Origin of the sequence: Ensifer sp. 4252 (genome assembly GCF_050434565.1) — a bacterium.
Lineage (GTDB): Bacteria > Pseudomonadota > Alphaproteobacteria > Rhizobiales > Rhizobiaceae > Ensifer.
Window position 1 is genome coordinate 187442 of record NZ_JBNDIU010000006.1, and the last position, 19737, is coordinate 207178.

The following is a 19737-nucleotide window of genomic DNA, read 5'->3' on the forward strand; positions in this document are numbered from 1 at the left end:
TGTGTGTCATGAGGATTTCGCCGTCGAACACTCAAGCGCCGTTTCAGCTTTGGCGCGGAGACCGAAGACGAGCAGGCTTGCCGCCGCCGACAGCCAGACGCCGATTGCGCCATAGAGCATGACCCAGCCAAAACCCTCGCGCAGCGCCGTATGGATGACGGTTTCCGGCAGGCCGTAGTCGGAGTTCAACATGCCGCCTGCCGAAATCTTTTCGGCGAGCATGCGCAGGTCGGCGCCGGCCGTCTGTCCAAAAAGCGAGCTTTGCAGCGAAGACAGCACGCCTTCGACCAAAATCAGCCCCATCAGCGCGATGTTGATCGCCAGCGAAATCATCCGCGCACTGGTGTCGATGCCCGAGGCCATGCCTGCGCGCTCAGAGGCGACCGCACCGGTCGCGGCGTTGGTGACCGTGGTATTGGTGAAGCCGAGGCCGATGCCCGCCACCACGCATCCAGGCAGCATCGTCAGCCAACTGGCGTTCTCAACGCTGCTGCCGATCTTCATCATGAGAAAGCCAAGGCCGATCGTGAACAGGCCGGCCGGGATGACGATCCCTGGGCGAAAGCGAAGCATCAGCCGTTCGGCAAATGGCGGGACGACGAGCGGGGGTAGCGTGTAGGCAAGCAACGCGATACTCGCGGTCACGCCGTCGTAGCCAAGGCCCGCCTGAAACCAGATCGGCAGATAGATCATGAAGGGCCAGAAGCTGATGTTCATGCCCATCGAACCGAACAGCGCGCCGGAGAAGTTACGGATGCGGAAAACCGAAAAATCGAACATAGGCCGCGCGCTGACTTTTTCAGCAATGACGAAGCCGATCAGGCTGACGATGGCAATGCCGAGGATCGACAGTGCGGTCGGGCTGGCAAAGCCGAGTTCGGGCCCTTGCGTGATGAAATAGGCGGTGCAGAAGACCGCGGCCGACAACGTCACGATGCCGGCGACGTCGAGACTCTCGGCACTTGGATCGCGCGATTCCTTGACGCCTGCGAGCGCAAGCGCCATCGTCACGCCCGAAAGCACGACGTGGACGAGGAACACCCACTCCCAACTCAAGAGCGCGACGGTTGTGCCGCCGACGATCGGGCCAAAACCGAGACCGATGCCGAAGATGATGCCCCACCAGCTGAACGCGATCCCGCGCTGGCGGCCGGACTGGAACTGGTGCGACAGGACGGCGATCTGGCAGATGAGCATCACGCCGCCGGCCATGCCCTGGAGAAAGCGGGCGACGATCAAGACCGAGGTGTTGTCGGTCAACCCGCAGATCAGCGAGGCGATGCCGAAGGCGACGATACCGGCGACGAAGACGCGCTTGCGGCCGTAGCGGTCGGCCAATGTGCCGGCCGCCATTAGTACCGCCGTGACGGCGATGGTGTAGGCGTTCATGATCCATTGCAGCTGTTTGAAATCTGCGCCGAGCACCTGCTCCAGCGTCGGCAAAATTGCCGGAATGCTCGAAATCTCCAGGCCGAACATCAGCGAGGAGAGGCAGACGGCTGCCAGTGCCAGCGCACTGCGGCGGGTTATGGGTTCGTTCATGCTCACGGTCTTTCGATGCTGCGGCGGGCTTCAGAAAGATCCGGTACCGGCCGTTCCACACGCTCCGCCCGAATTGATATCGCTTGGGCCGGGGCACCATAGTCGGGCCTTGATCACAACTGAATTGGATGCTTAGGTATTTCAGAGATAACAAATTCGGATGATTGGGATGACGACGCTGGATGTGGACGCGGTTCAGGCATTTGTCGCGATTGCCGATTTTCAGAGCTTTACCCGCGCGGCGGAATTCCTCGGCAGCACGCAAGGGGCGATCAGCGTCAAGTTGAAGCGGCTCGAAGATCGGATCGGAGTCAGGCTGCTTGAGCGGACGCCGCGGCAGGTTCGGCTCTCGGCGCAAGGCGCCGTTTTCATCGAGGGTGCGCGCGAATTCCTCGCCGCGCATGAGCGGGCTCTGGCCGGGCTGTCGTCCACGCGCCGCCGCTTCGGCCTCGGTATCGCTGCCCATGTCGCCGGTCCGGAAGTGCCGACATTGCTGGCGCGCCTTTATGCCCATGACCCGGGACTGTGCATTGAGGTCAGGCTCGAAACATCGCGCAACCTGCTCGGCGCCTTCGACCGTGGCGAGCTCGATGCGGTCATCATCCGGCGCGACGAGGACCGGCGCGACGGCGAGACGCTTGGGCCGGAACATTTCGGCTGGTTCGCTTCACCCGGCTTTGCTCGCGCGCCGGGCGAGCCGCTTCGCCTGGCAGCGCTTGCGCCGCTTTGCGGCGTGCGCGATATCGCCACCCGCGCGCTCGACGCGGCCGGCGTGCCCTGGGTGGAGGTGTTCGTCGGTGTGTCGACTGCGGTCAATGCGGCCGTTTCCGCCGGGCTTGCCGTTGCCCCGTTCTCCTGCCGCCTGGCGCCCTCCGATACGGTCGAAGTCAGCAAGCGGTTCCGCCTGCCGCCGCTTCCGTCCTCGGAAATCGTTCTGCATTCGACCCTCACCGATGCGCGATCCCGCAAGGCCCTGCAAACGCTTGCCGCCGCTTTCAGGGAGCGACACGCAGCATCGATCGAAACTGAGACGCCGACGCAAAGGACGTGGCCGAAGATCGAGCTTTCGGCGTCCTGAGTGCAGCGGGCGTGACACATGGATGTCCTGCCCGCTGCCGTCACTCAGTCTGAGGCGAAGCTCCCGAAATCAAAACGATTTCGGGGACGCCGTGGGCGGAAAATTACCGGGTGGTACCGAACCGCCGCTGGTCCAAACCCACCCTGCGCGCCGGCGCCGCTGGCGCCTTGACCCAGCCTTGGCCGGTCGGCGTCTTTCTGTCGGGTTTGCTGGCGCTCGGTCCCTTCAGCCAACGGATGATGGCCTCGAAGCCGTGCTTGGCGAGGCGTTTCGTGACCCGCAGACTGTCGTCGTCGAGATCGCAGGCGAGGCCGATTTCCTTCCAATCGAGTTTGTTGCCGGTCTGAGGTGGCATTGCGCGCCGGGTAACGAAATCAAGCATGTAGTGACGGAGGTTGTCGTAGTCGTGCTTGGGAAGGGCGCGGGCGAGACGGAGCTCGCAAAACGATGCAATCTTTTGATGAAAACTGTGAACCGGGGCAGTCGATGGGGGCATGTCACTTGCAACTCATACGTGGTTAGCCGGCGAGACGCCGGGGTACGGGCAGCTAAGTGAATCGCGTTAATGAAGCGTTTCGCTAGCCGGGCGGGTTCATCGACGTGCGGAGCCGAAGAACCGAAAAACGATGGAAGCCCAATCACCTTGCGATGATTGGGCTTCGTCCATGCTTCAGTTGGCCGCCCGATATGACGACCTACCGGAGATGGTTCGGCTTATTGCTTCAGGAGAACGTCAACGCGCGGTCGCCGTCTGCATCCCTGATGCGGGTGGGAAGCCCGATTCGGTTGAGAATGTCGAGGAACGGGCGCGGCGGCAGTTCCTCGACGTTGACCATCTGCTTCACATCCCATTCGCCCGATGCGATCAGCATGGCGGCTGCGACCGGCGGCACGCCGGCGGTGTAGGAGATGCCCTGCGATCCGACTTCTTCGAAGGCTTCGCTGTGATCGGCGACGTTGTAGATGAAGACTTCGCGCTCCTCGCCATTCTTGATGCCCTTGACGAAATCGCCGATGCAGGTCTTGCCCTGATAGTTCGGCGCCAGCGAGGACGGATCCGGCAGGACCGCCTTGACCACCTTCAACGGTACGACCTCGAGACCTTCGGCTGTCTTCACCGGCTGTTCCGACAAGAGACCCAGGTTCTTCAAGACGGTGAAGACGTTGATGTAGTGATCACCAAAGCCCATCCAGAAGCGGACGTCGGCGCCGTCCATGTGCTTGGCCAGCGAATGAACCTCGTCGTGACCGGTCATGTAGGCCTTGCACTTGCCGACCACCGGCAGGTCGTATTCCTTGCCGACCTCGAACATCGAATTGGTCTGCCACTGGCCGTTCTGCCAGGAATAGACGACGCCGGTGAATTCGCGGAAGTTGATCTCCGGGTCGAAGTTGGTGGCGAAATATTTGCCGTGGCTGCCGGCATTGATGTCGACGATGTCGACGGCGGTGACCTTGTCGAAATACTCGTCCTTGGCGAGACGCGCATAGGCGTTGACCACGCCCGGGTCGAAGCCGACGCCGAGGATGGCGGTGACGCCTTTCTCCTTGCATTCCTGCGCACGCTTCCATTCGTAGTTTCCGTACCACGGCGGCGTCTCGCAGATCTTCTTGGGATCCTCATGGATTGCGGTGTCCATGTAGGCTGCACCCGTGTCCATGCAGGCGCGCAGGACCGACATGTTGACGAAGGCGGAACCGACATTGATGACGATGCCAGCCTTGGTGTTTTCGATCAGCGCCTTTGTCGCCTCGACATCCATGGCGTCGAGCGCATGCGCCTCCAGCGTCACGTCGGTTTTGAGGCTCTTCTTCTCGCGCACGGAATCGACAATCGCGCGGCACTTTTCGACCGTTCTGGATGCGATATGGATGTCTCCCAGTACATCGCAGTTCTGTGCGCACTTATGCGCCACGACCTGAGCCACGCCACCGGCGCCGATGATGAGAACGTTCTTTTTCATTTCGGGGGATTTCTCCTTTTCCCTTGGGGGTATGAAGAGCCTGGGGCGCCGTACGTTCAGAAGAACACACTGACGACGCTCTAGGCCTTTGATTCCAAAACATCTTATCCGCCTTAAGTGATTCCACTTGAAGGCGGGATGCTCTAGGAGAGGCTCTGTTCGTAGTCGGCGAAGGAAAATTCGCGGACAAGCCTGACGCTGCCGTCAAGATCTTTAATGGCGATCGACGGCATGCCGACGCCGTTGAACCAGTTCTTCTTGACCATGGTGTAGCCGGCCGCGTCCTGGAACGAGACGCGGTCGCCGACCTTCAGCGCTTCGGGAAAGCGGAACTCGCCGAAGATATCGCCGGCAAGGCAGGATTTGCCGCAGATCATGATGCTGTGCGGGCCTGCGTTCGGCTCGACCTTGGCGCTTTCGCGGTAGATCAACAGATCGAGCATGTGCGCCTCGATCGAACTGTCGACGATAGCGAGATCCTTGCCGTTGTTGAGCGTGTCGAGAACGGTGGTTTCGAGCGTCGTGCTCCGGGTGACCGCGGCTTCGCCCGGCTCCAGATAGACCTGAACGCCATGGCGGCCGGAAAAGGCCTTCAGGCGCTCGCAGAACGCATCGACGGGATAGTCTTCGCCGGTAAAGTGAATACCGCCGCCGAGGCTGATCCATTCGGCTCGTGCAAGCAGCGCGCCGAATTTTTCCTCGATCTCGGACAGCATCCGGTGGAACAGGCCGAAGTCTTTGTTCTCGCAGTTGTTGTGGATCATGAAGCCGCTGATGCGGTCCGTGATCGCCTCGATCCTGGTCGCATCCCATTCGCCAAGCCGGCTGAACGGACGGGCGGGATCGGCAAGGTCGAAACTGGACGAGCTCATTCCCGGATTGAGGCGCAGACCGCAGGCAATGCCGGATGCCTTGTCAGTGAAGCGATCGAGTTGGCCGATCGAGTTGAAGATGATCTTGTCGGCATGGCCGATCACCTCGTCGATTTCGTTGTCGCCATAGGCGACGCTGTAGGCGTGGGTTTCTCCGCCGAATTTCTCGCGCCCGAGCCGCACCTCGTAGAGTGATGAAGACGTCGTGCCATCCATGTATCCGCGCATCAGATCGAAGACCGACCACGTGGCGAAACACTTGAGCGCGAGCAGCGCCTTGGCGCCCGATCTTTCGCGCACATAGGCGATCTTCTCCATATTGCGAAGCAGCTTTGCCTTGTCGATCAGGTAATAGGGGGTCTGGATCATGATGTGCCTTGCGTCTTCAAAGTGTTTTCAAATGTTGGGGCTGCCGGTGGAAAGGCGGAGGGCTATCTGACGGTCAGCCCGAGGGCCCGCCGTTTCATGGCGCGGGCGGCAAGCGAGATATTGACCGAGTGCTTCGAGCGATAGCTCGTGGCCAGCGTGGCGACATTGCTGGCCTCGTCGATCATGGGTGTCGAGGGCAGGCGCTCGGGCAGCCAAGAGCTGTTTGCTGCCGGCGTGGGGCAGAACAGCTCGCCTCTGACCGAGCCCAGCCAGATCATTTCGTGCTCGGGTGACCGCCTGACAACGGCCGCAGCCTCAAGAAAATCCGCTTGTGCGGCCGCATCCTGCGGGTCGAGGCGAAGCCGTTCCTGGCTGGCATGGATTGCCGTCGCAATCCTGTGCGGATCGCATTTCGGCCTTCGCCACAGCAGATATCGCCCGTCGATCAGGTCGATATATTCATCGAGCATGGCGACTGGCAGCGGTTCTTCGGCAAACCGGCCGAAGAACTGGAGAGGGTCCGCGGCGGGGGCCGGTTCAAGGCGTGCGCCGATGTCGTTCGATGTGTCAGGCTCGAAGTCGACAATGCGGGCGACCGAAACGGCGATCTGCGGCCAGTTCAAAAGCGCCTGCTCGGCAATGCGAGGCGCCAAGCCGACGTGGCACCGGAGCGAATGGATGATGGCGAGGCTGGTGCGCGCCGTCGCGTTGAGTTCGAAATGCTCGGCCTTGCCTGCGCAGGCCGCCTGCCGTGTGCGCTTCAGCGTGTCGCAATTGAAAAGGCCGGCAAGCGCCGCCGGGCTTTCGCCGAGTGCGGTTGCGATGTCGAACGCGGTGAACAGGCCCGAGCGCCAGCTGTCAGTTTGCGGGAGATTTTTCATTGCATGCTGTCGAGAACTAAGGGCCTGCTCGCTATCAGGAAGTCCGCTTAAGGCGGCGCGAGGCGGCAACCGGTTTCATCGTCTCAGCTGGGAAGAAGATAGCTGGGATGGAGTGACAAACCCCGGTCGCGCACGATGAAAGCCGCGGCCGGGTTACGATCCCGCTTTGAGGCGCACGGGTTCTCGAAGGGCATATGAAGTCACGATCAGCATGCCACTATCGTAAATGCGACGGCGCATATGTCAAGGCGATGCGCCCGGTGTGCGCAACCGCCGCACTCACCCGGACCCTTCGGCCGTTGCCGGCAGCGGCCTTTGTCCGGTTTCAGCCGCGCACGGTCAGCGACCGCCGTGCAGTGGTCGAATTGAACGGAAACCGGCGAACTCTGCCCCGCGAACTCTGCATTGACCGTCGCCCGGATCCGGGGTGGTTTCGAGCCGGAACGTCTTCCTTCGATCCAAAACAGCTGATGCCTTCGCGTGTAGGAAAAAATCCCGGCCGGTGAGCGAATATTGGAAGAGCGATCCCGCTCCGGCTTCACTTCTGGTTTTGCATTGATTGAGAATAGGGTGCCAAACTGTCACATTAGCAGGGTCGCTTGACGTGTAGCCATCCTCCCGGCTGCGATAGCGATGTTCCCTCTGGAGGTTGCACCTCTCATTTTGCAGAGAGGTTAGATCTCTCACTTCGAGTGGAGGTTTTACCTCTCGCTCCGAGGCCGCCGTTCGAACGGTGGCCTTTTTCTTTTCCACGTCTCGAGACTGCCGGCAAAGACGCATCCGTAATGGGCGGACTTGCGGACTCGAAATGCTCGTGGTAACGTTCCCACGAGTTCATGCCATGGGAGGGCGTGTTGATGCAGCGGAGGCGGCCGACGATCATTGACGTCGCGCGCAAGGCAGGGGTGTCCAAGAGCACCGCCGGCCGGGCACTCTCTGGCGCGTCCAATGTTACGGACGAGGCGCGCGCGCGGGTTCTCGATGCGGCTCGTGCGGTGGGCTATGAGCGCAACGATCTCGCCGTCGGCATGCGGTCCGGCCGCACCGGTTTGCTTGGTCTCGTCATCCCCGACATTACCAACCCGTTCTGGGCCGAGGTGGCGCGCGGCGCGCAGGATCGCGCGGCCGAAAACGGCACTTCGCTCCTGGTGTTTTCTTCCGATTGGGATCATGGCCGTGAGGCGAGCCATTTGCGCGCCTTGAGGCAGGCACGGGTCGATGGCGCCATCATCAATCCGGTCGCCGACAGCTTCGACGACCTCGACAGGTTCGGGCTGCCCTTCGTCTTGATCGGTTCGAGCGCCGAGCGTTTTCCGGCAAATTCCAGCGTCGGTTCCGATATCGCCCAGGCGGTCAGGCTGGGCATGGACCACCTGGTTTCCAAAGGGCATCATGCGCCGGCGCTGATCCTAGGGCCGAAGTCGCGTATCGCGCGCGCCCGGTTTCTGCGGACGTTCCATGAACATTGCGTTGATCGCGACATCGACCCGGCAGCGCTGCCGATGGAGGATGGCGAATACACCGTCGAAGGCGGGCGCACGGCGATGATGCGGCTCCTGCAACGCGACCGGGTCGGGCATCTCGCGGTTTTCGCTGCCAACGATCTGATGGCGCTCGGCGCCATGGTGGCCGTGCGCGAGGCCGGGCTTCGCTGTCCCGAAGATGTGTCGATCCTGGGCTTCGACGGTATTCCCGCAGGCGCATTTTCCTGGCCGGGCCTGACGACAGTTGCCAAGCCGGGGCGTGAGATCGGCGTGCGTGCCGTCGACTGCCTATTCGATGAAATCGCCGGCCGCCCCGAGCATGGCCGGGTGTTCATGCCGTGCCGGCTAATCGAGCGCGGTTCGCTGGCCGACCTGTCGCTCGATCAGCCCAGACGCGCAGCAAGCTCCGGGAGGGGGTAAGGAATGACCAATCGTGACGAGGCGGTGATCTCGCCTAAATTTGGGAACGTTCCCAAATTGAGCGCACGCCGCAGGCAGGGGCGCCTTGCCGTCGCCGCCGATGGCTGGCGTCGCTGGTGGCCCTATTACGTCATGATGGCGCCGGGCATCCTGTTCTTCCTCGTCTTCCATTATCTGCCGATCTGGGAAGCGCGCATCGCCTTCGAACAGGTCCGGATCGTGCCGCCCAACATCTGGGTGGGCATCAAGCATTTCCAGGTGCTGTTCTCCTCACCGGTTTTCTGGCAGGTGCTCGCCAATACCCTGATCATCTCGGCCATGAAGATGGTGTTCTTCCTGCCGGTGCCGATCATCGTCGCGCTGCTCTTGAACGAGGTTCGCGGCGGGTCGCTGCGCAAGTTCATCCAGTCGGCGATCTACCTGCCGCATTTCCTGTCCTGGGTGGTGATCGCCGGTATCTTCATCGCGGCGCTGTCGCCGACCGACGGCGCCGTCAACAATCTCCTGGGCATGGCCGGCATGGCGCCACGGTCGTTCATGACCGATACGGGCGCTATCCGCTGGGTGCTCGTCTTCACGGAAATCTGGCGTTCGGCCGGGTGGGACAGCCTGCTCTATCTCGCCGCCATCATCGCCATCGACCAGCAGCTCTATGATGCCGCCGAGATCGACGGCGCCAACCGCTGGCAGAAGATCCGTCACGTCACGCTGCCCGGCATCGTGCCGACGATCGCGACGCTGTTCATCCTCAACGCCGGCATGTTCCTTAACGCCGATCTCAATCAGGTGATCAACCTTTCCAACGACGTGGTGCGCAGCAAGATCGATATCGTCGACACCTATGTCTACCGCATCGGACTGCAGACCGGGGAGTACTCGCTGGCGACGGCAGCTGGCCTGTTCAAGGCCGTGCTCGGCACGATGATGATCGTGATCGCCCATTTCGTTTCCAAGCGTCTGACCGGAAAGGGAGTCTGGTAATGGCCCTGTCGCGCAAGACCCCGATCGAACGCATCGAATATGCGATCATTGTCTCGACGCTGCTGCTGCTGGTCGTCGTCACGGTCCAGCCGATCCTCAACCTGCTCGCCGTCTCGCTGTCCGAGCCGGCAAGGGTGCCGGGCATGAGCGGGCTGACGATCATACCCCGGGGGTTCTCCTTCGAGGTCTGGAGCGTTCTCCTGCAGCACCCCAACGTTCAGCGCGGCATCTTTAACTCGATCTTCATCACCGCCGTCAGCACCGTGATCGGCGTGGTCGGCACCGCGTTGATGGCCTGGGGTCTTTCGCGGCCCGGGCTGCCCGGACGCAAGGCGCTGTTCATCCTGGTTCTCGTCACCATCGTATTCGAGCCGGGCATCATTCCCGATTACTTCGTCAACAAGCGCCTCGGCCTTCTCGACAGCTATTGGTCGGTGATCCTCTTCAAGGCGGTCAATGCCTGGTACCTGATCATCCTCATCCGCTTTTTCGAAGAGATCCCGAAGGAGCTGCTGGAGGCCGCCGAACTCGATGGCGCCAACCCTTTCCAGGTCTTCTGGCATTTGGTTCTGCCGCTCGCCAAGCCGGCACTCGCGACCATCTCGCTGTTCTATCTGGTCTTTCATTGGAACGAGTTCTTCCGCGCCATGATCTATCTGAACGATCAGGACAAATGGCCGTTGCAGGTGGTGCTGCGCCAGTTCGTCATCGACGGCGACAAGGTCGCGATCGTCGGTGCCAACAACGCCAGCAACAATACGGGTGCAAGCCAGATCGATCTCAGGTCGCTGAAAGCCGGCATGATCCTTCTGACCATCGTGCCGATCCTGGCGATCTACCCGCTGATCCTGAAATTCTTCACCAAGGGAACCATGAGCGGCGCGCTCAAGGGCTGACGACGACACGACATCCAACCAAGAAGCCTATCTAAACGGAGGAGATGAAATGCTTAGAAAAATGGTCCTGCTGGCATCGACAGCCCTGGCGCTCAGCCTTGGTGCTGCCGCCCCGACAATGGCCGAACCGATCAAGATCCGGGTGGTGTCCAAGGACTTCACCCCTTCCAACCCTGACGACGTCAAGCATCTGCAGCGCATTGAGGAGGCGCTGCGGGCGCAGGGCACGGATCTTAACATCGAACTCGTCGACCTGCCGTCTTCCGGCTATGCCGACAAGCTGTCGGTCATGCTGCTCTCGGGCGACATCCCCGACCTGATCTATTTTCAGGGCGGCGATGCCAAGATGGTCGAGCAGGGCGTGCTTGAAGACCTCGGCCCGATGCTGGCCGACACGAAGTACCTGAAAGACGCGCTGTGGCCGCACAATGTCGAGCGGCTGAAGAATTATCCCTACCTGCTCTACGTCTATCCGGTGCGTGGTCCGCAGCCGGTGATCCGCAAGGACTGGCTGGAAAAGACCGGCCTCAAGGCGCCTGAAACCGTCGAAGACTATGTGAGGCTGTTCAAGGCCATCAAGGACGGCGATTTCGACGGCAACGGCGTCGCCGACAGCTATGGCGTGACCACGGCCGACAACACCAACGAGCTCGATTCGATCTTCAACCAGGCCTTCGGCATTACCGGCACCTGGATGAAGAACGCAGGCGGCGAGTGGGTCCATTCGCGCACGACAGCCCAGGAGAAGGACAAGATCGCCTTCTACGCATCGCTGCGCGAGCAGGGCCTCTACGATCCCGAGTACATCACCACCAAGTTCGACGTGAAGGAGGACAAGTTCTACACCGGCAAGGCCGGCGTGATCTTCGGTTCTTCCGGTGAGGTCATCGACATCTATGGCGGCAAGATGCGGCAGGTCCATCCGGGTGCCGAGCTCGTGCTATTGCCGCCGCCGAAGGGACCGGGGGGCCAGGGCCTCGCAGCCGTCGACGTGTCCAAGGAATCGCGCGGCTTGGCGATCTCGAGCATCTCCGAGCACAAGGCCGAGGTGATGAAGCTGCTCGACTTCATGGCCAGCCCCGAAGGCCAGATGTTCGATCGCCTCGGCTTCGAGGGCCAGGAATACACCAAGGACGGCGACGCCTATAAGGTCACCGACAAGATTGCGACCTGGTACGCCCGCTTCATGGTCGCGGCCAACTGGACCCCGCCGGTCGTCTGGCAGTCCGAAGCGGCCGAGCAATCGCTGGCGACGATCCAGAAGGACTTCAAGCCGGACAACACCTTCGTCTGGCCGGCGGACTACGCCGCCGATCTCGACGCCACCGAAAACGTCTACCGGTCTTGGGTCTACAAGTTCATTTCCGGCGCCGCCAAGATGGATCAGTGGGACCAGTACGTCGCGGAGTGGGAAGCGGCCGGCGGAAAACGTCTCAACGAGTATGCAAGGACGGTTCTCGATGCAGAAAAGTAGCGTTCAAGGGCTCTCCCTGAGGGGGAGGGTCCGCGCGCTCATCCATGGCGTCGCTCTCGGCGACGCCATGGGGGCGCCGGTCGAAAAACTGCCGGCCGCGGAGATCGCGGCCAGATATGGGCGGGTCACGTCGCTCGACACTGAATGGCACAAGATGTCGCTGGACGCCACGGCGCGCAACGGCCGGGTGCGCGGCAACGGCATCGTCACCGACGACACGCTGATGACGCTTTGCCTGATGGATATCTATGGCGAGGTCGGTAGGCATCTCGATGCCTGGGACATGGCCGACGGCATGGTCAAACAGATCGCCTGGGTGCCGCGCTATGTGCCGGAGTTGCAGCGTGAAGCGATGCTGATCGAGCGGCTGTTCTATCCCGAAAAATGGATCTTCCAGCGCCACCAGCTCACCTCGTGCGACCCGCGCCAGGGTGGCATCGGCAACATGGTCAATTGCGGTGCGGCGATGTACGTGGCGCCGATCGGCGCCGTCAACGCCTGCGATCCGAAGGCTGCCTATGACGAGGCGATCGCGTTCGCCTCCGGTCATCAGGAAAGCTTCGGTCTTGAAGCTGCCGGTGTATTCGCCGCCGCTGTTGCCGCGGCCTTCATTCCCGCCACGGATATCGAAGGTGTGATCGAAGCCGTTCTGGCGCTGGCCAAGGACGGCACCCGCAACGCCATTGCCGACATCGCTGAAGTGGCCCGCAAGCTCAAGGCACAAGGTGCGGACTATCAGACGGTTGTCGCCGCGTTCCACGCGGCCATCGCGCCCTATTCTCCCATGGGCGACGAAGTCAACCATACGCCGGCCAAGGCGGGTCGCCTGACTGCCGCCTATCAGCCAAACCGCCTCGGCTCGATCGAGGAACTGCCCTTGGCACTCGGTTTCTGCCTGTTCAACGACGGCGACTTCCGCCGCTCGATCGAGGACGGCATCAATTCCGGCCGCGATACCGACTCCATCGGCGTCATGGCCGGCGCGATCCTCGGTGCGATGCACGGCGAAGGCGTCATCGACGCCGCTGACGGCGCGCTTCTCGACCAGGTCAACAAGCTCGACCTCATCGCCGCCGCCGATCGGTTCACCGAGACGGCAACAGCGATCCTGGCCGCCGACCAGGCGGCAGCCGAAAGGCGGACCAGCTTCCGCGCCGCCCTCACATTTTGATTGCTAACGAAAGACGCATGATGCCCGAGCTCAGCAAAGAGACGATTTACGAGAAGATCTATGCCGGTTTCATCGGCAAGGCCATTGGCGTTCGCCTTGGCGCACCTGTCGAACCGACGATCTGGAGCTATGAGCGCGTCCAGAAGACCTATGGCGAAGTCACCCAGTACCTGCGCGATTTCAAGAACTTTGCCGCCGACGACGACACCAACGGCCCGGTTTACTTCATCCGGGCGCTGCGCGACTATGGCCTCAAGGCCAGTGCCGCCGATGTCGGCAAGACCTGGGTGAATTACGCCGCCGAGGAGCATGGCATGTACTGGTGGGGCGGTTTCGGCGTGTCGACCGAACACACCGCCTATCGCAACCTGCGTGCCGGCATTCCCGCGCCGCAATCCGGCTCGATCGCCCAGAACGGCGCGACCGTCGCCGAGCAGATCGGCGGGCAGATCTTCATCGACAGCTGGGGCTGGGTGCATCCGGGCGAGCCGCAGAAGGCAGCTGATGCCTCTGCCCGCGCGGCAAGCGTTGCTCACGACGGCGACGGCTTGAATGGCGCCAGGTTCTGCGCCGCTGCCATCGCCAAGGCATTTGAGGCGACCTCGATCGCCGAGGTGATCGCCGCTGCCATGGCAACCATCGACGCGAAATCCACCTACGCCCGCGTGGCGCAGGCGGTGATCGACTTCCACAAGGCCAATCCCGGCAACTGGCGAGCCTGCCGCGACATGCTGACGGCCGATTGGGGCTATGACCGCTATCCCGGTGTCTGCCACATCATCCCGAATGCCGGCGTCACCGTGATGGCGATCCTCTATGGCGAAGGCGACCTGCCGCGCACTGCAGAGATCGCAACCATGGCCGGCTGGGACACCGACTGCAACGCCGGTAATGCCGGCGCCATCGTCGGCACGTTTCAGGGGCTTCAGCCGAACTGGGACAAGTACAGGAAGCCGATCAACGATTTCATCGTTGCCTCCGGCGTCGTCGGCTCGATCAACATCGTCGACATCCCGTCCTTTGCCCGGGAGCTGACGGTGCTGGCACTGCGGCTGCGCGGTGACGAAGTACCCGCCCTCTGGTTGGAAGACTTCACCCGCCGCGGCGTCCGCTTCGATTTCGACTTGCCGGGATCGACCCATGGTTTCCGCACCGAAGGCTTCAACCAGATCAGCCTCAAGGGCTCGGCAGAAAAGCCGGCCGAAGGCTCGCGCGGCTCGCTCGAAATCCAGCTCGACCGGCTCGAGCGCGGCCAGGGCGGACGCATCTTCTGGAAGCCCTTTTATCGCCGCTCCGATTTTGACGATGAGCGCTATCGCCCGATGTTCTCGCCGCTGGTCGACGCCGGGCAGAAGGTGTCGTTCAAGCTGTGGCTCGACCCGTGGAATGGCGACGGCAACCTGCGCGTCGCACCCTATATCCGCCGTGCCATGTCAGGCGCGATCGAGGAGGCCGGCGCGTGGCACGTGCCCAACCACGAGGGCTGGCAAGATTATGCCTTCACGGTGCCGGAAGGTGCCGAAGCGATCGATGAGATCGGCATTCAGGTCGAATATTTCGGTCGTCTGAAATTCCTCGGCCGCCTGTTCCTCGCCGATTTCAAGGTCGAGGGCGCTGGCCACACCGTCATCGATCCCAAGGGCGAAGTGCAGGAGTGGGGGGCGATCTCCCGCTTTACCTGGAACCGCGGCCACTGGACCTTGCAAGATGGCCGCATTCACGCCCATACCGCCAATGATGCCGATCTGTGGACGGGCCATTATTATGTCCGCGACGTCGAGGTGCTGGCCGATATCAAGCCGCTCGCTGGGCCGTCGCAATTGGTGACGGCGCGCGTGCAGGGCACCAGTCGGTTCTATGCCGCGGGCTTCGACGGCGACGATGTGGTCATCCTCAAGGAGGATTTCGGCACCACCGTTCTCGCGCGGGCCCCGTTCAAACGGGAGCTCGGAAAGAGCTACGGTTTCGCGTTTTCCGTTAAGGGCAATGCGCTGTCTTTCGCGATCGACGGCAAGCCGCTGATCGAGGCGAGCGACGACCAGTTTGCCTATGGCATGGCCGGCCTTCGCCTCGGGGCGCTCGGTCGCATGAGCGTCGGAACGATCGAGATTGTCGAAACCGCCTGAGCGACTTTGCTCTTTCTGCCGGTGCGTTACGCGGGCCGGCAGGAGGGGTAAGACAGCATCGGCGTATCAATTGGGAGGAGGAGACCATGTCCGAGATTGAACTTCGGAATGTGGGCAAGAGCTACGGCAGCCTGTCGGTGCTCGACGATATTTCGCTGGACATGGGCAGCGGCGAATTCGTGGTCCTGGTCGGCCCGTCCGGCTGCGGGAAGTCGACGCTGCTGCGGATGATCGCCGGGCTGGAGGACATCAGCGCCGGCGAAATCACCATCGGCGGCCGCATCGTCAACGACATGCCGGCAAAGGAACGCGACCTTGCCATGGTGTTCCAGAGCTATGCGCTCTATCCGCATATGAAGGTTGCCGACAATATGAGCTTCGCGCTGAAGCTTGCCGGCGTGTCGAAGAGCGAAATCAATCGCCGCGTCAACGAAGCCGCCGATATCCTCGGGCTTGAGCATTTGCTCGAACGGCTTCCGCGAGAGCTGTCGGGTGGCCAGCGGCAGCGCGTCGCGATGGGCCGCGCCATCGTGCGCGATCCGCGCGCCTTCCTTTTCGACGAGCCGCTTTCCAACCTCGACGCCAAGCTCCGGGTGAAGATGCGTGGCGAGATCAAGAAGCTCCATCAGCGCCTGGGCAAGACGACCATCTACGTCACCCACGACCAGACCGAGGCCATGACCATGGCCGACAAGATCGTGGTCCTGAACGGTGGTAAGATCGAGCAGATGGGGCCGCCGCTGGAGCTCTACAAAAACCCGCAGAACCTGTTCGTCGCCAGCTTCATCGGTTCGCCCGAGATCAACCTGCTGCGCGGCGAGGTCGACGGCCAGACGCTGCGCCTTGCCGACGGCGCCCGTCTGCCGTTGCCCACAGGCCATGGGCTCGCACAGGGGCGCAAGGTCGTCTACGGCATCCGCCCACAGCACATCCAGCTTGCCGACAGCGGCATCGCCGCCGAGGTTGTGCTGGTCGAGCCGACCGGGGAGGCGCAAGAGGTGACGCTTCGGCTCGAAACCACCGATATCACCGTGGTTCTCGGCGAAAGTGCGCTGTTGCAGCCAGGCGCGAGTGTGACGATCGGCTTCGACACCGCCAATGTCCTCTTGTTCGACGACAAGACCGGCGGGCGCATCCAATGAACGAATTTACCAGGAAGCACTGGGATCCGAACGCCGAAGGCCCGCTTGAAGGGGTCAAGGTTCTCGACCTTTCGCGTCTGGTCGCCGGCAACATGCTGTCGCTGCAGCTTGCCGATTTCGGCGCCGACGTGATCAAGATCGAGCCGCCGGCTGGCGATCCGCTGCGCGAGTGGAAGGACGAAGGCCTGTCGCTGTTCTGGAAGACCTATGGGCGTAACAAACGTTCCGTGGTCCTCAACCTGCGCGAAACCGCCGATCGCGAGGCGCTCTGGGCGTTGGTCGAGAGCGCCGATGTCCTCATCGAGAATTTTCGCCCTGGAACGCTCGAGCAGATGGGTTTTGGCCCGGAAGCGCTGCTCGGGCGCAATCCCGATCTCGTCGTCGTGCGCATTTCCGGCTTCGGCCAGACCGGGCCCTATGCGGCATTTCCGGGCTTCGGCACCATCGTCGAAGGCATGAGCGGCTATGCCTATCGCACAGGGTTTGCGGACCGCGAACCTGTGTTGCCGCCGCTCGCGCTTGCCGACATGATCGCCGGCGTTTACGGCATGTCTGCGACGATGACGGCGCTGTTTGCCCGCGAACAGGGCAGGGCGCGGGGACAGGTTATCGACCTGTCGCTGCTGGAGCCGATCTTCTCGGTGCTCGGTCCCGAGGCCGGCATCTATGCGCTCAACGGAACCATCAAGGAACGCATCGGCAGCGCTTCGAACACCGCATGCCCGCGCAACGTCTACCGCTGCGCTGACGGCAAATATGTCGCGCTCTCCGGTTCGACGCCGGCCGTCGCCCGGCGGATATTCGAGATCATCGGCCGGGCCGACATGAACGAGGATCTGCGCTTCCGCTCCAACAGCGAGCGCCTCAAGCACCGGGACCTCGTCGATGGGGCAATCGGCGCCTGGTTTGCCGTCCGCTCTCATGACGAGGCCCTCGCCATCATGCGCGACAGTGGCGCAACAGTCGGACCGATCTACAACATAGCCGACGCCGCCGAGGACGCGCATTTCGCCGAGCGAGAGGTGATCGTGTCGCTCGACGATGCAGAGCACGGCGCGCTGCCCATGCACAATATCGTGCCGCGCCTGTCCGAAACACCGGGGCGCTTCCGGCGACCGGCGCCGGCGTTAGGCGAGCATACGGCCGAGGTGCTGGCAGAGGTGGGGATTTCTGCATTGACGGTCGCTGTTGCCGCAAATCAATGAGGAGGTTGTCTTCATCATGAATTCCCTGCTGGAATCGCGTGACAAGGGACATTTCGGCCGAGCGACGGGAAGTCTCATCCGAGGCGGTCGCGGAGAACGAAGGTTTGGTGCGGCGAAGACCGCTGCACGACATCTCCAGATCGGATGAATGGAGATGTTTACGATGGGCTTCGGAAGGCATCCGGGCCTCCCTTCGTTGTGGGCAGCATTGCGTGCCCTCAGGCAACATACCCGTCTGGGTGGTTGCCTCCCAAGACCATGCGCCCATCGCTTGTGTTTCGCAATCCTCCAAATTGACCGACATCCCTGCGGGTTTCGCGCATGCAAATGTATTCGTATCCACGCCGTTAGATCATTTATAGTAATGAGTCATAGAATTATTGCATCAATCTCGATTTATGATGTGCGTATGATGAAGCGTGTCGGCTAAAATATTTACTGCGATTGATAGCGTTGTGATGCTTGTCGACCTATGGGAAACATCAATAAATCTCTGAGAGTTCGCATAGCTATTTCGCCGAGGTAGCATTCTACGAACGCATATATTTTTGATGACGGAAAAGTTAATATTTACTTACAATCTTTCAAGGCGCAGAATAAACGATCTGGATTGCCATTGGCTCAAGGTCCGAGCGCGGGCCCGTTACGATCCCGATAATCACCTGATTAGAGGGAATGAAATCATGACATTCGAACAAAGCACGCAAAGGGCGAAGCCTTACATAACAGGGTTTGTTCTTGGGCTTGTCGCGGCGCCGATCGTTGCGTTTAGTGCAGGTTGGATTACTACCACAGGAGCAAGTACTCTTGCGGTGGAAGCCGCTCGCATCGATACGTTGGCCGGCATATGCACAACGACGGCCGGCCGAATGGCAACGGCGAGCAATACCGATCTTGCAACGATCAAGGGCTTCGACAATCGCGCAAAACGCGACGAACTCGTTGCAGCCGCTTTGGCCGAGATCCAGATTCCGGATGGCCTCGTCGGCAAGGTCAGCACGAACTGCAGCCGCACTTTGTCTTGAGGTCTCGCGCTTGAATTTTGACGCCGAACTGCCGTAGTCAGACGAGAAGCAGGACCTTGGAAATGCTCTAGCTGTTTCCGAAGGTCCTGCCATTGATCGGACCGCGGGCGGTTACCAAAGTCGCTGAACGTGCCGTGACGTTATTGCGGAAGCTGATCTGCTTGCGATTTTAGGGCCTCGCCAGTTTGCTTGCACCACTCTTCGGCGCCAAGCGGGCTGGAAGTCAGTTCGACCTCGTTGCCGTCCAGGACCAGCCTGCCAGCCAAGCCCTTGGCTTCGGCTGCGTTACCGCCGCTCTTATCGACATCCGGCGTGTCCGTCATCTTGACGAGCGCGGAAATATGGCCGTCGCTTTCGGTGCCGAGGTACCCGCTTTTGATGCAGAACGTTATCACGCCCTGCATGTTGCGCGAGGCTTCATAAACACTCTTGAGAGCGGCAGCCGAGCTTTCCTCGGCCGATGAGGACAGTGGGGCGGCGAACGGCAAGCACACCATAAGCAGGCAGATTGCAAGACGCTTCACTACATTTTTCCTTTGCTTTTCAGAGTCGTACCGAACCGTCACGTTGATTGCGGATAGGCGCGGCCTGTACGGTTTTCCGGCCGTGCAAGCTGCGACGCGAACTGCTGCGCATTCGCGTTGGTGGTGAACGGATGCGGGTAACGGAGGCTATGCCGGCTCGCTGCGACGTCGGTGCTATGCGGGCAGAAGGTCGTCTCGACAGACGACATGCACCTTGTTGCCGTCGGGGTCGCGCAGATATGCACCGTAGTAGCCGTCTCCATAGTGCGGCCTCGCACCGGGAGCGCCCTCGTCCGTACCGCCGGCCGCAAGGCCTGCAGCATGGGCCCGGTCGACCGCCGCAGGTGTGGGCGCAAGAAATGCGACCATGCTGCCGTTTCCCACACTGGCAGGCTTCTTGTCGAACGGCTCATAGACGTAGAAGCGCGGCAATGCCTGTCCCGGTGTGATCCAACACGCTGCGGCCGGTCCGCCATCCGGAGTGACTGTTCGCCTGACAAGACCAAGAGGCGCGAGAACGGCGTCGTAGAAGAGGGCGGCACGATTGAGGTCGCCGCAACCAACCGTGACGTGGCTGAACATG

17 protein-coding genes are annotated in these 19737 nt (G+C 61.5%); 10 read left to right on the forward strand and 7 right to left on the reverse strand.

Annotated elements, in window-relative coordinates:
* Window positions 1-6: 6 nt before the first annotated feature.
* Window positions 7-1542, reverse strand: coding sequence for an MFS transporter (locus ABIE33_RS15300; RefSeq protein WP_429126309.1), 1536 nt, complete (start codon window positions 1540-1542; stop codon window positions 7-9).
* Window positions 1543-1711: 169 nt separating this feature from the next.
* Between ABIE33_RS15300 and ABIE33_RS15305 the strand changes: the two genes are divergently transcribed.
* Window positions 1712-2620 (forward strand): LysR family transcriptional regulator, encoded by a 909-nt coding sequence (locus ABIE33_RS15305; RefSeq protein WP_429126310.1) that lies wholly within the window; start codon window positions 1712-1714, stop codon window positions 2618-2620.
* Window positions 2621-2723: 103 nt separating this feature from the next.
* Here ABIE33_RS15305 and ABIE33_RS15310 read toward each other — a convergent pair whose 3' ends face one another.
* The 4 genes from ABIE33_RS15310 to ABIE33_RS15325 all read right to left on the reverse strand — a co-directional run bounded on the left by ABIE33_RS15310 (window position 2724) and on the right by ABIE33_RS15325 (window position 6706).
* A complete protein-coding gene (locus ABIE33_RS15310; protein WP_429126311.1) occupies window positions 2724-2975 on the reverse strand; it encodes a hypothetical protein in 252 nt (83 codons plus the stop codon).
* 367 nt (window positions 2976-3342) lie between these two features.
* The gene (locus tag ABIE33_RS15315) at window positions 3343-4584 is read right to left on the reverse strand and encodes a saccharopine dehydrogenase NADP-binding domain-containing protein (RefSeq protein ID WP_429126313.1); all 1242 of its coding nucleotides are present in this window, start codon (window positions 4582-4584) and stop codon (window positions 3343-3345) included.
* Window positions 4585-4727: 143 nt separating this feature from the next.
* Entirely contained in the window at window positions 4728-5825 is a 1098-nt protein-coding gene (locus ABIE33_RS15320; protein ID WP_429126314.1) for a carboxynorspermidine decarboxylase, read from the reverse strand.
* Between the two features lie 62 nt (window positions 5826-5887).
* Entirely contained in the window at window positions 5888-6706 is an 819-nt protein-coding gene (locus ABIE33_RS15325) for a hypothetical protein (protein WP_429126316.1), read from the reverse strand.
* Window positions 6707-7563: 857 nt separating this feature from the next.
* Between ABIE33_RS15325 and ABIE33_RS15330 the strand changes: the two genes are divergently transcribed.
* The 9 genes from ABIE33_RS15330 to ABIE33_RS15370 all read left to right on the forward strand — a co-directional run bounded on the left by ABIE33_RS15330 (window position 7564) and on the right by ABIE33_RS15370 (window position 18630).
* Window positions 7564-8610: a LacI family DNA-binding transcriptional regulator gene (locus ABIE33_RS15330; RefSeq protein ID WP_429126318.1), complete on the forward strand. Its 1047-nt coding sequence runs from the start codon at window positions 7564-7566 to the stop codon at window positions 8608-8610.
* Window positions 8611-8613: 3 nt separating this feature from the next.
* Window positions 8614-9591 carry an ABC transporter permease gene (locus tag ABIE33_RS15335; protein ID WP_429126319.1) on the forward strand — a complete coding sequence of 326 codons (978 nt, stop codon included), beginning with the start codon at window positions 8614-8616 and terminating at the stop codon, window positions 9589-9591.
* A complete protein-coding gene (locus tag ABIE33_RS15340) occupies window positions 9591-10487 on the forward strand; it encodes a carbohydrate ABC transporter permease (protein ID WP_429126321.1) in 897 nt (298 codons plus the stop codon). The genes ABIE33_RS15335 and ABIE33_RS15340 overlap by 1 nt, the downstream gene beginning before the upstream one ends.
* 49 nt (window positions 10488-10536) lie before the next feature.
* Complete coding sequence (locus ABIE33_RS15345) at window positions 10537-11961, forward strand: extracellular solute-binding protein (protein WP_429126322.1); 1425 nt, start codon at window positions 10537-10539, stop codon at window positions 11959-11961.
* A complete protein-coding gene (locus ABIE33_RS15350) occupies window positions 11948-13132 on the forward strand; it encodes an ADP-ribosylglycohydrolase family protein (RefSeq protein WP_429126324.1) in 1185 nt (394 codons plus the stop codon). The genes ABIE33_RS15345 and ABIE33_RS15350 overlap by 14 nt, the downstream gene beginning before the upstream one ends.
* Before the next feature lie 17 nt (window positions 13133-13149).
* The gene (locus tag ABIE33_RS15355) at window positions 13150-15258 is read left to right on the forward strand and encodes an ADP-ribosylglycohydrolase family protein (RefSeq protein WP_429126326.1); all 2109 of its coding nucleotides are present in this window, start codon (window positions 13150-13152) and stop codon (window positions 15256-15258) included.
* An 86-nt stretch (window positions 15259-15344) separates the two neighbouring features.
* Window positions 15345-16400 (forward strand): ABC transporter ATP-binding protein, encoded by a 1056-nt coding sequence (locus ABIE33_RS15360; RefSeq protein WP_429126328.1) that lies wholly within the window; start codon window positions 15345-15347, stop codon window positions 16398-16400.
* Window positions 16397-17605 carry a CaiB/BaiF CoA transferase family protein gene (locus ABIE33_RS15365; protein WP_429126330.1) on the forward strand — a complete coding sequence of 403 codons (1209 nt, stop codon included), beginning with the start codon at window positions 16397-16399 and terminating at the stop codon, window positions 17603-17605. Before ABIE33_RS15360 ends, ABIE33_RS15365 begins: the two co-directional genes overlap by 4 nt.
* Before the next feature lie 683 nt (window positions 17606-18288).
* Entirely contained in the window at window positions 18289-18630 is a 342-nt protein-coding gene (locus tag ABIE33_RS15370) for a hypothetical protein (RefSeq protein WP_429126331.1), read from the forward strand.
* 140 nt (window positions 18631-18770) lie between these two features.
* Here the strand turns inward: ABIE33_RS15370 and ABIE33_RS15375 are convergent, their stop codons facing one another.
* Together ABIE33_RS15375 and ABIE33_RS15380 are read right to left on the reverse strand one after the other, a co-directional pair.
* The gene (locus ABIE33_RS15375) at window positions 18771-19154 is read right to left on the reverse strand and encodes a hypothetical protein (RefSeq protein WP_429126333.1); all 384 of its coding nucleotides are present in this window, start codon (window positions 19152-19154) and stop codon (window positions 18771-18773) included.
* Window positions 19155-19328: 174 nt separating this feature from the next.
* Window positions 19329-19736 carry a VOC family protein gene (locus tag ABIE33_RS15380; protein WP_429126335.1) on the reverse strand — a complete coding sequence of 136 codons (408 nt, stop codon included), beginning with the start codon at window positions 19734-19736 and terminating at the stop codon, window positions 19329-19331.
* Between the last annotated feature and the right edge of the window lies 1 nt (window position 19737).